Annotated in this window: 8 protein-coding genes and 1 riboswitch; of the genes, 7 read left to right on the top strand and 1 reads right to left on the bottom strand. The window is 40.2% G+C overall.

From position 1 onward, the window contains the following. Window positions 1-78 precede the first annotated feature (78 nt). The 5 genes from G585_RS0108380 to G585_RS0108360 all read left to right on the top strand — a co-directional run bounded on the left by G585_RS0108380 (window position 79) and on the right by G585_RS0108360 (window position 7,293). Window positions 79-1,167, top strand: a complete 1,089-nt coding sequence (locus tag G585_RS0108380) for an acyltransferase family protein (protein ID WP_026663878.1) — start codon at window positions 79-81, stop codon at window positions 1,165-1,167. 350 nt (window positions 1,168-1,517) lie between these two features. Further along, window positions 1,518-3,272 (top strand): ABC transporter ATP-binding protein, encoded by a 1,755-nt coding sequence (locus G585_RS0108375; RefSeq protein ID WP_022774313.1) that lies wholly within the window; start codon window positions 1,518-1,520, stop codon window positions 3,270-3,272. Window positions 3,273-3,316: 44 nt separating this feature from the next. Further along, entirely contained in the window at window positions 3,317-5,101 is a 1,785-nt protein-coding gene (locus G585_RS0108370; protein ID WP_022774312.1) for an ABC transporter ATP-binding protein, read from the top strand. A 69-nt stretch (window positions 5,102-5,170) separates the two neighbouring features. Beyond that, window positions 5,171-5,254, top strand: a riboswitch (ZMP/ZTP riboswitch). Window positions 5,255-5,326: 72 nt separating this feature from the next. Further along, window positions 5,327-6,034: an IMP cyclohydrolase gene (locus G585_RS0108365; RefSeq protein ID WP_022774311.1), complete on the top strand. Its 708-nt coding sequence runs from the start codon at window positions 5,327-5,329 to the stop codon at window positions 6,032-6,034. Window positions 6,035-6,114: 80 nt separating this feature from the next. Next, window positions 6,115-7,293: a phosphoribosylaminoimidazolecarboxamide formyltransferase gene (locus tag G585_RS0108360; protein WP_026663877.1), complete on the top strand. Its 1,179-nt coding sequence runs from the start codon at window positions 6,115-6,117 to the stop codon at window positions 7,291-7,293. Between the two features lie 22 nt (window positions 7,294-7,315). On the opposite strand, the gene G585_RS0108355 is transcribed toward G585_RS0108360, so the two are convergent. Continuing rightward, on the bottom strand, window positions 7,316-7,879 hold the full coding sequence (locus G585_RS0108355) for a TIGR01440 family protein (protein WP_022774308.1): 564 nt from the start codon (window positions 7,877-7,879) through the stop codon (window positions 7,316-7,318). A gap of 195 nt (window positions 7,880-8,074) precedes the next feature. On the opposite strand from G585_RS0108355, the gene G585_RS0108350 reads away from it, so the two are divergent. Next, window positions 8,075-10,207, top strand: a complete 2,133-nt coding sequence (locus tag G585_RS0108350) for a GGDEF domain-containing phosphodiesterase (protein WP_022774306.1) — start codon at window positions 8,075-8,077, stop codon at window positions 10,205-10,207. A 25-nt stretch (window positions 10,208-10,232) separates the two neighbouring features. Continuing rightward, complete coding sequence (locus G585_RS0108345; protein WP_034481768.1) at window positions 10,233-13,748, top strand: PD-(D/E)XK nuclease family protein; 3,516 nt, start codon at window positions 10,233-10,235, stop codon at window positions 13,746-13,748. Window positions 13,749-13,768 lie beyond the last annotated feature (20 nt).

Below are 13,768 nucleotides of genomic sequence, written 5' to 3'. Positions count from 1 at the left end.
AATATAAAATAAGTGAAAATATTTACTGCTCCTTTTATGTTCGGTATTATGATAATGGGATATGAAAGGAGCAAAAAAATGCGCAGGCATTATCTTGATAATATCAGATGGATTACTGTAGTGATCGTTGTTTTATATCATGTTCTATATATGTATAACGCAGAAGGAATCGTTGGCGGAGTTGGAAAGATCACGAACCTGGATGTACAATATTACGATATTTTTCAGTATTTTGTGTATCCTTGGTTTATGCCACTTCTATTCATTGTGGCAGGGATAAGCAGCAGGATATATCTTGATAAACACAGTGACAAGGACTTTATTAGCGCCAGAACCCTGAAATTACTGGTGCCTTCGACTATTGGACTTTTTGCATTCCAGTTCATTCAAGGATACATAAACATTAGCTTAGGGACAGCTTTTCAGGATCTGCCTGCCATGGGAGTGCCAAAGCCTGTGATTTTCCTGATAATGGTTGCATCAGGAAGTGGTGTATTGTGGTTTATGCATCTTCTCTGGTTATATAGCATGGTACTAATTCTATTGAGAAAGATCGAAAAAAACAGGCTTCTTGAGCTTGGGGCTAAAACTCCCATTTGGATGGTGATCCTTTTATACCTGCCTGTTTGGGGAGCAGCACAGATCCTTAATACACCTATTGTTGTGGTTTACAGATTCGGGTTTTATTTTGTATTCTTCATGCTGGGTTACTTTGTTTTTTCAAACGATGAAGTAATGGAGAAGCTTAAGAAATATACCTGGGGATTTATGCTCTTTGGATTTCTTTTGTGCATAAGTTTCTCGGTTTTGTACTTTTTGGTGCAAAAGGGTAAAAATTACGCTGATGTCCCTATAAACAGAGGGCCGCTTTTTGCAGCCTGTGCGTACTTTGGTTCATTGGCAGTGTTATCAGGTATGGCGAGATACTTAGATTTTACAAACAGCTTTTTTACCTGGATGAGTAAAAAGAGTTTTGGCCTCTATGTTTTCCATTATTTGGGAATTTCATCCATGGCATTTATATTTGCCAAGAACAGGTTATTGCCCCCATTAGCATGTTATATGCTTAGCCTTGTCGCTGGTTTTGTATTTGGCTATGGACTATATGAGATCATCTCAAGGATCCCCTTTTTCAGGTGGGCAGTACTTGGAATTAAAAAGAAATAGTGTTTACGATATTTTTTTGTTGACAAGTTTAGTCAATCATAATAATGTATTTATAGTCAATAAAAATACGAAAGGAGGTAAACACAATAATGATTATCAGAGTTAGACTTAATAATTTAGTTAATAGGAATAATGTGGTTACCTCGCTGGAGTTTGCTTGATGTAAGTATACTCGAATGTATTATCAGCGCGGTTTCCGCAAATGGAGATCGCGCTTTTTTTATGCACAAAGATAACGGCGCCAGTCTTTGGTGTAAGAAACGGTAGGATCTCCATGGGATTTCCTATCGTTTTTCTTTTTTGACAACTAGTTTTAGCAACAGCGCGCAGCGCAAAAGGATGTGATATTTATGAAAAAGTACATTTTTAGGAACTGGTGGAGATATTTAATCGGCGGTATATGCCTTGTCTTAAGTACCCTGGTTGATATTCTCGTGCCGTTTATAACGCTTTCCATGGTGGATGATGTGATCGTGGGAAGAAATATGGATATATTCAGGAGAGATATTCTCCTGTACGTGGCAGCAGGCCTTGGAAGGGCAGTTTTCCAGTTTGTCAAAGAGTTTTTGTGTGACATGTCGGGATGCCGCGTGGCTTCAGGCCTTAGAAAGGATATGATGAAGCATATCTTTTCACTTCATAAGGGCTATTTTGACAAAAACAATACCGGCGAACTTATGGCAAGAGTTAAGGATGATGCCGGCTCAGTGTGGGACCTTACAGGCTTTGTTGGAATGCTCATGACAGAGGCGACCATTTATTTCTTTGGAGTCATCATCTGCATGGTATCACTTAACTGGAAGCTCAGTATAGTTCCGCTTGTATTCATGCCGCCGCTTGCTTATATAGCTCTTCATCTGGAAAAACAGCTTAACAAGGACTATGACGATATCAGCGAAAAGAACGCCGCTCTTACCAAGGTAGTGGAAGAGAATATATCGGGAGTAAGGACAGTTAAGGCATTTTCTGCTGAAAGCAGTGAGCTTAAGAAGTTTGATGAAAAGAATCTTGAATATGCAGATTCCAACAAAAAGTTTGCTACAGATCTTGCGGACACGGATCCTCTTCTTGGAATGATTCCAAAGATCATGCAGACCTTCGTGGTAGCAATTGGAGGATATGCGGCTATTAAGGGCAGCATCACATATGGTACCCTTGTGGCTTTTGTATCATATTCGATCAGCATCGTATGGCCAATCGAGAATCTTGGATGGATGTTGTCACTTGTTTCTCAGGGACTTGCAGGATACAAAAAGATTGAAAAGGTTATGTCTACAAAGCCTGAAATAACTGATGCTCCAATGGATGCATGGGGTGAAGAAAAAGAGCTATCTATGGAGAGCGTGGTTAGAAGCGGAGAAATCGCTTTTGACAATGTGAGTTTCGAGATGGAAGGAAAGAAGATCCTTAAAGATATTTCTTTTACCATTGAGAAGGGCAAGACTCTTGGAATCATGGGAGCTACCGGAGCAGGAAAGAGCACGATAGTCAATCTCATTGAGAGGTTTTATGACACTTCAAAAGGAGCCGTCAGGATCAATGGAAAAGACATAAAGGATATGTCAATGGCTGATATAAGAGCATTTTCATCAGTCGTTACGCAGGATGTATTTCTTTTCTCAGATACCATCACTGAAAATGTGAGACTTGGAAGCAAGGCTACAATGGATGACATTACTGTAAGGCGCGCCATAAAAAGCGCCCATGCCAAGGAATTTGTGGAAAAGATCACAGATGGTTATGACGCAGTTATCGGCGAGAGGGGAATTGGCCTTTCAGGCGGACAAAAGCAGAGACTTTCTATTGCGAGAGCTCTTGCTAAAAAAGCTGATCTTCTAATTCTGGATGATTCCACATCAGCCCTTGATATGGAGACTGAGGCAGCTATTCAGCAGGAACTTAAAGATAAGAAAGATATGAGTAAGATCATCATCGGTCACAGAATTTCATCAGTTAAAGATGCCGATGAGATCATTGTTTTGGAAAACGGAATGGTAAAAGAAAGGGGCACACATGCTGAACTTTTAGCGAAAAGAGGCCTCTATTACAGCACATATGAAGCTCAATACGGCGACTATAGAAGAGCTATGGCTTCAGGGCAGTAATTCTTTTACCTGCAACATTGGATAAGGCATAAGGAGGTGTTTACATGGCTATAAACAGCACCAGAGAAGATGAGGAATTAAAGGAGAGCATAAAGGTCGATGTTCTAAAAAGACTTTTTGCCAATCTCCTGGAGTACAGAGGAAAAATCGTAGCAGTTACGCTGCTTATTCTTTTGACAGTAGCGATATCAACGGTTTATCCACTTTTGATAGAAAAAGTAATAGATGATGAGATAGTAAACGGGAATGTGAGAGGCCTGTTTATAATGGCCGGCATCATGATAGGACTTGCAGTAATCAGCTATTTTGCAACCAGGGTATGGAGGCGGATCATGGCAGATATTTCAAATGACATGATCCTGAATATCAGAAGAAAGCTCTATATCCACATACAGGAGCTTGGAGTGGACTTTTTTGATCAGCGGCCCTCAGGTAAGATCCTTGCAAGGGTCACAGGTGATGTAAATGCGCTAAAAGAGGTTCTTTCAAGCACTATAACAACTCTTGCTCCGGAAGCAGTAAGCCTTATAGTGATCCTGGTAATAATGATCGTAAAGAGCCCAGTGCTTTCACTATCAGCGGCAGTTGCAGTGCCAATTATTCTCTTTGGGTTATATTTTTGTGAGATTCTCGCTCATAAGAGATGGCAGATGTGGAAAAAGAAGGACTCTAACATGACAGCCTTTATTCATGAAGGAATTGAGGGAGTGTCAGTTATACAGAGCTTTAACGCTGAAGATGAAGCCAACAGGGAGTTTGGAGATATTGTTGATGAGGTGATACATGCCTTCAGAAGGGCAGTTGTTATTGCAGACCTGTATAGCCCTACAATTGAGATTGCAGGAGGACTGGGAACAGCCACTTTGTATTATCTTGCTGTGACAAGGCTTGGAGTTACTGCAGAGTCCATAGGCACTTTGTCAGCGTACGTTCTGTACCTTGGAATGTTTTTTAACCCTATAAGAAATCTTGCAAACTACTACAATAAGCTAATCACAAATATTGCATCAGCAGAGCGTGTTTACGAGATCATGGATATGGAGCCTCTTGTGAAAAATGGCGAGGGGGCAGAGGATATGCCTGAGATCAAGGGCAATGTGGAATTTGACCATGTTACCTTTGCATATCCCGATGAGCCTGATGTGGACATATTAAAAGATGTAAGCTTTAAGGCTAAAAAAGGTGAGACAATAGCACTTGTTGGTCCTACCGGTGCAGGTAAGACAACGATAGTGAGCCTTATCAGCAGATTCTACAATACCAAGAGCGGGCGCGTTCTGGTTGATGGCAAAGACATCAGCAAGGTTACAATACAGTCCCTTAGAAGTCAGCTTGGTATCATGACTCAGGATAATTACCTGTTTTCAGGTACTATCAGGGATAACATCAAGTACGGAAAAACGGATGCTACTGATGAGGAGATGATCGCTGCAGCAAAGGCTGTACATGCCCATGATTTCATTGAAAAGATGGAGAATGGCTATGATACTGTGATCACAGAAAGAGGCGGAGGATTGTCAAATGGACAGAGGCAGCTTATTGCCTTTGCGAGAACTCTTTTGACTGATCCTAAGATACTCATACTTGACGAAGCAACCTCAAATATCGATACCAAAACGGAAATATTGGTTCAGAGAGGAATAGAGGAGTTGCTTAAAAAGAGAACCTCATTTGTTGTGGCTCACAGGCTTTCGACCATAAAGAATGCAGACAGAATATTCTTTATCGATGATGGTGGAATTCTTGAGTGGGGTGATCATGAGAGCCTTATGGCAAAGAAGGGCGCTTACTACAATCTCTACGCTTCGCAGTTCGTTAGTGCGTCCTAATGAGTCATTACAAAAAGCATTTTAGTCAAAATGCCATCTTGAAATTTGGATTCAAAAAGTGTATGTTTATCTTGTCCATACAACTGGCGGATAAGTGGGTAACCACATGGGAGTATGGATAATAATATTAAGTCGACCGCCTGGGCAATCAAGTTAAGGATTGCTCAGGCTTTTCTTTTGTGTTTTATCCGGATCCGGAGCAATTCCCCCTAGAGAGGAGACAATATGATAGATTTACAGAAAGAGATCGGAAGCACTTCATACCCTGGAAGAGGCATTGTTATTGGTACTTCTGAGGATGGAAAGTATGCGGTATGTGCATATTTCATTATGGGAAGAAGTGAAAACTCAAGAAACCGTGTATTTGTAGAAGATGGAGAAGGCATCAGAACACAGGCTTTTGACCCTTCCAAGATGGAGGATCCAAGCCTTATCATTTACGCACCTGTTCGCGTTCTTGGAAATTCTACAATCGTTACTAACGGTGATCAGACTGATACAGTTTATGACCTTATGAAGGAAGGAAAGACTTTTGAAGAGTCACTCAGAACAAGAGAGTTTGAGCCTGATGCTCCTAACTACACACCTAGAATTTCAGGTCTTATGAATGTTGAAGATGGTAAGTATGATTTTGCTATGTCTATCTTAAAGAGCAACAATGGCGATCCAAGCCAGTGCCTTAGATTCACATACACCTATGACAACCCAAAAGCTGGCGAAGGATACTTCATCCACACATACATGCAGGATGGAAATCCTCTTCCAAGCTTTGAAGGAGAGCCAACAAGAGTAAATATCGCAGGAGACATTGATACATTTACAAATAATGTGTGGAATGCACTTAATGCAGATAACAAGGTATCTCTTTTCACAAGATATATTGAAATTGCGACAGGCAAGTATGAGACACGCATTATCAACAAAAATGCCTGATTTTGTTAGGCAAAACAAAGCCAGGCTTGAATGAGCTGTGGCTGATAAATGAAATTGTAATTAATAAAAAGGAGAATCTCATGAACGAAATTCAGCTTAAATATGGATGTAACCCTAACCAGAAGCCTTCACGCGTATATATGGAGAACGGCAGCGACCTTCCTATAGAAGTATTAAACGGAAGACCTGGATATATCAACCTTCTTGATGCCCTCAACGGATGGCAGCTTGTATCGGAACTTAAGAAAGCAACAGGACTTCCTGCTGCAACTTCATTTAAGCATGTTTCACCTGCAGGTGCTGCAGTAGGAACACCTCTTACAGATATTGAAAAGAAGATCTATTGGGTAGAAGACCTTGGAGAGCTTAGCCCTCTTGCCAATGCATATGCAAGAGCCCGCGGAGCTGACAGAATGTCATCATTTGGAGATTTTATCTCACTTTCTGATGTTTGCGATGCTGATACAGCAAGACTTGTAAAAAGAGAAGTTTCAGATGGAATCATTGCTCCCGGCTACACAGATGAAGCCCTTGAGATCCTTAAGGCAAAAAAGAATGGTAACTATGCTGTTATCAAGATCGATGAGAACTATGTACCTGAAGAAATAGAGAAAAAGCAGGTATTTGGAGTAACTTTTGAACAGGGACACAACTTCATAGAGATTAATGAAGAAATGCTCAAAAATATTGTTACAGATAACAAAGAGCTTCCTGAGTCAGCTAAGATTGATCTTATTATCGCTCTTATTACACTTAAATATACACAGTCAAACTCAGTTTGCTATGTAAAGGGTGGTCAGGCAATCGGTATCGGAGCGGGACAGCAGTCAAGAATCCACTGCACACGTCTTGCAGGTTCCAAGGCAGATAACTGGTTCCTTCGTCAGGCACCACAGGTTCTTAATCTTCCTTTCCTTGATACTATCAAGCGTCCAGACAGAGACAATGCTATTGACCTCTACATCGGTGCTGATTACATGGATGTTCTTGCTGATGGAAAGTGGGAGCACATTTTCAAGGAGAAGCCACCTGTATTTACAGAGGCTGAGAAGAGAGCATGGCTTGATAAGAACACTGATGTTGCTCTTGGATCAGATGCTTTCTTCCCATTCGGTGACAACATCGAGAGAGCATATAAGAGCGGCGTAAAATATGTTGCTCAGCCTGGCGGATCTGTTCGTGATGACAATGTTATCGAAGCAGCAAACAGCCATGACATGGTAATGGCCTTTACAGGACTTCGTCTTTTCCACCATTAATGAAGACATAGGGAAGACCAAATCACATAAGGTTCTCATCATAGATAGCACGCTGGCCGCCGACATATTTAGGGCGGTGGCGTGCACAGATGATGGGAGCTTCACCTATTTTTCTGAGTGATATTCTCATGGGAACTACAACGCTATGCATATGCATTCCGATCATGGTTCCGCCGATATCGATTCCGGCGTCAGCTTTTCCACATATTGATTCTACAAGAACAGGATCCTCAAATCTCTGGTAGCTGACTGTTGCCATGGCGCCACCTGCGTGATTTGGCTGAGGAATTGCATTAACCTGTTCAAATCCGTATTTTTCCATGGCGGCTCTTTCCATTACAAGAGCTCTGTTTAAGTGTTCACAGCACTGCACAGCTGCAAATATGCCATTTTCTTTTAAAACAGGCATAATGCCATCGTACACTGCATTTGCTGAGTCCAGATTTGTGGCTGTTCCTATCTGGTCACCAAGGATCTCACTTGAGGAACATCCTATCACAAAGATATCGCCTGCTTTAAGGCGTGCTTTTTCAAGTATCTCGGTTACGGCCTGACGGCTTTGTGCAGTAATATCTTCAAAATTCATGTTTTTACCCCTGTCATGCTTATATTTGATCCTAATAATTTTCACACAATCTTAAGTGAATTGCAATTATAACTAAATGATAAAAAAAATCTGAAATAACGTTATATATACACTTTGTTTACATTAGCTGTGTTACAATTTGTATATATGCCAATAGGGATTATTGGCTCTTTTTGGTATGATGCGGGGTGCTTTATGAGTTCATTTGAACAGGGAAAGTTAGATGAATATGGCCATATGGATAATCTGACAGGGCTCCATAATCTTACGGGTGTATTGGATCACCTTCAAGGAAATGGAGAGTATTCTGCATCAGATATTACTGTGGTTATTTATCTGAATATAATGAATTTCAAGTCCTTTAACCAAAGATTTGGTTTTCTGGGAGGAAATGAGTTCCTCGAAGGCGTAGCTACAGAGATAGAGAGAATCTTTGATCAGTCGCTTATTGCAAGGACAGGAGATCAGTTCATCATTCTTTCCAAAAAGCTTCAGGAAGATGAAATAATAGAAAAGCTTGATCAATTAAGAAATGCTGCGCGCAAATATGAAAGAAACCTGAATATGCGTATTAAGGCAGGCATTTATAAGGTGCGTGGCGATGAAGCATACCCTGTTTTGTTCATAGACAGAGCAAAGATTGCTTGTGATGACATTATAAGAGTTTATGACAAGGATAATAATTTCTATTCTGACGAGCTAAATAAAAAGAATGAACTAAGGCAGTATGTAATTGATAATTTTGAGAGTGCATTCAAAAAGAGATATTTTACTGTATATTACCAAAAAGAAGTCAGGGCACTTACGGGAAAGGTTTGCGGATATGAAGCGCTTGCAAGGTGGATGGATCCTGTGCATGGCATGATATCACCTGCTATTTTTGTGGAAGTGCTTGAAAGCGTGCATTTGGTACATAAGCTTGATATATACATCATTGATATGGTGTGCGCAGACCTAAGGGATGATATAAACAGTGGTTTTTGTGTGGAGCCGGTTTCAGTTAACCTTTCAAGACTTGATTTTGAACTGTGCGACATAATGGCAGAAATTGATAAGTGCAGAGAAAAGTATGGGATTCCCCAAAAGCTTCTTAACATAGAAGTTACGGAAAGTGCAATAGCCAGCGGTTCAACTTTTCTTGGAGGCGAAATAAAGAAATTCAGAGATGCCGGATATCAGGTTTGGATGGATGATTTTGGGGCAGGATATTCATCATTCGGCAACCTTAAATCCTATGATTTTGATATGCTCAAAATAGACATGAGCTTTATAAGGGAATTTGAGACAAATAAAAAATCAAGAGTTATTCTTGCGACGATTGTAAACATGGCAAAAGAGCTTGGGATTCACACCCTTGCCGAAGGTGTGGAGACTCAGGAACAGTATGAGTTCTTAAGGCGAATAGGTTGTGAAAAGATTCAGGGATATTTTTTTGGAAAACCTAAACCTGCGACAGATATTGACAGGCCAAAGGAGAGCACTTTGGAGATCTGTGAAGATGTTGATTATCATGAGTACTATGACGATATAGGCGGAATAAATTTCCTTGGGAGTACACCACTTCGTCCCAAAACTATGCAGGTTATTAATAACCTTCCTATTGGATTATATGAAATTATTGATGAAAAGCCGATTATTATTTATGCCAACGATGCTTATAGGAATTTTTTGAGCAGCCTTGGCATATCAAGTGTGAATGAGGCAAATAAAAGGAATCAGAATGTTGATCTCACCGAGACAAAAAGACTTTTGGAAATATCAAAAAAGGCCGAGATGTCAAGTGATAAGAGAGCTGAAATGGACTTGGTTGTTAACGGGAGCGTGATTAATACTAAAATCAGGTTCATTTCGAGGCATGGATGTAAGGCTGCTTTTGCAATAGTTTCAAGAAATATCACAATGCACGGCGAAGCCAAGAAATCTGACAATATTCAGGTTGCGATGGCACATGTATTTAGTCAGTACTTTAGAGTGGATCTTTATGATGAAGATGGAACAGTTGAGAATATATTCCTGAATTCAGATCAGCTTGCAGTTGCAGATATAGAGTCAAATGCTGTAAAAGCAGTTCAGATGTATTCAAATATGTATCTGTATGAACAGGATAGAGAGAGATTTAGAAAGTTTTATGACATAACAACTGTTCTTGAAAGAGTAAAGAAGGTTGACAGAGATTATCTTGTGGATTATTACCATTCTGCAATTCCCGGTGATAATGGAAGAATGCAGATGTACATGATACTTCCTTTCTACTATAATGATAGGTGGAAGTATATATCCTGCTGCAGATATGCTGATGATGTCAGCGATGACAGGATATATAACTAAATACACCAATCGAAAGTGGATAGGTATGCTTAGATTTTGTTTTGGGGCATCCGGTTCGGGGAAAAGTACCGGATTATATAACGAGGTAATAAAAAGAAGTATCGAGGAACCGGGGAAATCTTTTTATATAATAGTTCCTGATCAGTTTACGATGCAGACCCAGAAGGATGTAGTAAAAATGCATCCTTCTCACGCTATAATGAATATAGATGTACTGAGCTTTGGAAGGCTTTCGCACAGGATATTTGAAGAACTTTCCATAAGCTCTTTTTCTGTGCTTGATGATCTGGGAAAAAGCCTTGTTCTAAGGCGTGTCGCAGATATTCTTGGCGCCAAACTCCCAATTATAGGAAAAAACATGCATAAGCCCGGCTATATTGATGAGGTAAAATCAACTATCTCTGAGTTTATGCAATATGGCATTTCAGATGAGGCCCTTTCCATGCTTGAGGAAAAGAGCTCTTCTAAGGGTGCACTTAATTCCAAGATCAAGGATTTGAGGCTTCTTTACAGTGAATTTTTAAAATACATTGAGGGTAAGTATATCACTACTGAGGAGACTTTGGACGTTTTGTGCAGAGAGATTCCGAACTCTAAACTGATGAAGGACAGCGTCATAGTCTTTGATGGTTTTACCGGATTTACCCCTATACAGTACAGAGTTATCAAAGCTCTTATGGATGTGGCAAGCGAAGTAGTGGTATCTCTTACTATCAGCCCACTTAGTGATCCCTATGAAGGTACTTTTGAAGAGCAGGATCTTTTTATGCTTACAAAAAAGACTGTTCTTGACCTTGAAAAGCTCGAGTATCCCGGAAATATGAGCTTTGACGCATGGAGAAATGTAAGAAATCAGGAAATGTCTAAAAATGAGCAGGGCGATATTTTCATACAGGAAAGTCCTGTGAAGAGGCTTGAGAATAATAAACCACTGGCCTTTCTGGAACAGAATCTCTTTAGATATAACAAACTCAAATATGAAGAAGAGCAGGATGTCATATCGATCTATCAGGCAAGTTCACCTTTTGAGGAAGTCAGGCAGACACTGATAAAGATATCGGACCTTATAAGAGAAAAAAGCTATGCTTACAGGGATATTGCCCTTGTGTGCGGAGGACTTGATAATTACAGTGATATCCTTGAGGATGAAGCGAAAAAGTTCAATATTCCGATTTACATCGACAAGAATAGCAGCTTGCTTTTGAATCCTTTTATTGAGTATATAACCAGTGCCATAAACATAGTTATTTCAGGGTATAAGTATGAGGATGTATTCCACTACATGCGAAGTGGAATGACCTCTTTTTCTGCTGAAGATACAGATCTTTTGGAAAATTATGTAAGAGCTCTTGGAATCAAGGGAAGAAAGCAGTGGGAGGACAGATTCCTTAGGCATATGCCCAAGAAATTCAAGTCTTCATTCAAGGAAAAAGATTCAGAAAAAGAGCTCCTTTTACTTGAAAAACTTGAGGGAATGCGCGAGCAGATAAGCCTTTGCCTTAAACCTTTGTTTGAGAATAAGAAAGGTAAAGTATCCGATATAACCAGGGCTCTTGTACAGGTAATAGAAACTGAAAATTGTAAGGAAAAGCTTGATGGCTATAAGGAAAAGTTCAGATCTCTTGGAAATGAGAAAAAAGCAAGGGAATATGAGCAGATCTATGACAAGATATTAAATCTTCTAAAGCAGATCGATGAGCTTCTTGGCGATGATGAAATTGATATCTCTGAGTATAGGGATATCTTAAGCGCGGGCTTTTCTGAGATCGAAGTTGGTACCATCCCTCAGGATGTTGACAGGATAATTGTCGGAGACATAGAAAGAACAAGGCTTAGAGAGGTAAAGGTTCTCTTTTTGCTTGGAGTTAATGACGGTTATATTCCCTCAGGAACAGGTACAGGAGGAATTCTCTCTGATATTGACAGGCAATACCTGCTTGAACTTGATACAGGGGTAGAACTTGCGCCAACTCCAAGGCAGCAGATGTATATTCAGAGACTATATCTGTATATGAACCTTACAAAACCGACAGACAGGCTGTTTTTGTCCTACGCAGAGCTGGGAGCGGATGGTAAATCACTTAGACCTGCTTATCTGGTTCCAAAGCTCATTCAGATGTTTCCGGGGATAACTGTGGAAAAGCCTGAGGAGGGAACTTTTGAAGGTCAGCTTGTGACAGCAGAAGACAGCATGGATAAGATCTCTGAGATGCTGAGAAGATATGCACTTGGAATCTTAGAAGGCAGGGAAAAGTCAGACTTTATAACGCTCTATAGGACTCTCTCAAAGATAGACATGGAAAACAGCAGGATTCTTAACAGGATCACAGAGGCTGCCTTTAAACATTATGAGGATAAACCATTATCCAGGATGATCGCCTTGTCTTTATATGGAGCCAATCTGGAGAATTCCGTAAGCCGTCTTGAACAGTTTGCAAGATGTTGCTATTCACATTTCCTTAAGTATGGTCTGAGGCTTGAAGAGAGAAAAGAGTATGAATTTAATGCGGCAGATCTTGGAACTGTTTTCCACGAAGTTTTGGAAAAATACACCCATGAGGTCATGAGCGGGCAAAAGAAATGGACAGACATCACAAAAGAAGAGTCCGATGAATTGTTAAATCGTATTTTAACCGAATGTATCACCGGTTATGGCGAAACAATACTTATGAGCAGTGCCCGTAATCAGTACATGACAGAGCGCATAAAGAGGATCCTTACAAGAACTGTGGACACTCTAAAGTATCAGATCTCTAAAGGGCACTTTGAGCCTGCATATGTGGAGATGGATTTTAGAGATGCGGGTAATATCGATGAGATAAATATAACTCTGTCTGAAGATGAAAAAAATAATATCCTCACCAGCATGAAATTACATGGACGCATTGACCGAATCGATCTATGCGAAGATTCTGACCATGTCTATGTGAAGGTTATAGATTTTAAATCAAGCGGACATAAATTTAATGTGGCAGCGCTTTATTATGGACTGCAATTGCAACTTGTAATGTATATGAACGTTGCAACCGCAGCAGTTAAGAAAAAACACGGTGGAAAAGATACAGTTCCGGCAGCAGTGCTGTATTATCACGTTGATGATCCTCTGGCAGATGGAAAAGCAGATTTGCAACCGGATGATATCAATGAGGCTATAAAGGATAAGCTGAGAACGACTGGCTTGGTCAACGAAAATATGGATGTCATAAACCTTTTAGATGAAGGGCTAAATGGCAAGTCCGATGTTATTCCTGTGGAGCTGAAAAAGGATGGAACAGTGTCAGCCAGATCAACAACTGTTACCCTGGATGATTACGAAGCTATCTCAAAATTTGTGGATTCCAAGATAAAAGACTTTGGAAACAGGATCCTTCAGGGAGAAATAAAGGTTAACCCTTATGAAATGGGTGATATAACCCCTTGTACATACTGTTCCTACAGGTCTATCTGCGGTTATGACGAGAAAATATCGGGTTATTCCATGAGAAAACTGGACATCAAGAGTGACGAAGCAATGGAACTCATACGAAATCAGAATAATTAATTGTGGATTTAATATTTGAA

The sequence above is a fragment of the Butyrivibrio sp. AE2015 genome (assembly GCF_000420825.1).
GTDB lineage: Bacteria > Bacillota > Clostridia > Lachnospirales > Lachnospiraceae > Butyrivibrio.
This window is presented reverse-complemented; position numbering and strand designations above follow the sequence as displayed.

Coding starts and splice junctions, on each gene's coding strand:
- G585_RS0108380 (WP_026663878.1), top strand. CDS start 79: ATGCGCAGGCATTATCTTGATAATATCAGATGGATTACTGTAGTGATC.
- G585_RS0108375 (WP_022774313.1), top strand. CDS start 1,518: ATGAAAAAGTACATTTTTAGGAACTGGTGGAGATATTTAATCGGCGGT.
- G585_RS0108370 (WP_022774312.1), top strand. CDS start 3,317: ATGGCTATAAACAGCACCAGAGAAGATGAGGAATTAAAGGAGAGCATA.
- G585_RS0108365 (WP_022774311.1), top strand. CDS start 5,327: ATGATAGATTTACAGAAAGAGATCGGAAGCACTTCATACCCTGGAAGA.
- G585_RS0108360 (WP_026663877.1), top strand. CDS start 6,115: ATGAACGAAATTCAGCTTAAATATGGATGTAACCCTAACCAGAAGCCT.
- G585_RS0108355 (WP_022774308.1), bottom strand. CDS start 7,879: ATGAATTTTGAAGATATTACTGCACAAAGCCGTCAGGCCGTAACCGAG.
- G585_RS0108350 (WP_022774306.1), top strand. CDS start 8,075: ATGAGTTCATTTGAACAGGGAAAGTTAGATGAATATGGCCATATGGAT.
- G585_RS0108345 (WP_034481768.1), top strand. CDS start 10,233: ATGCTTAGATTTTGTTTTGGGGCATCCGGTTCGGGGAAAAGTACCGGA.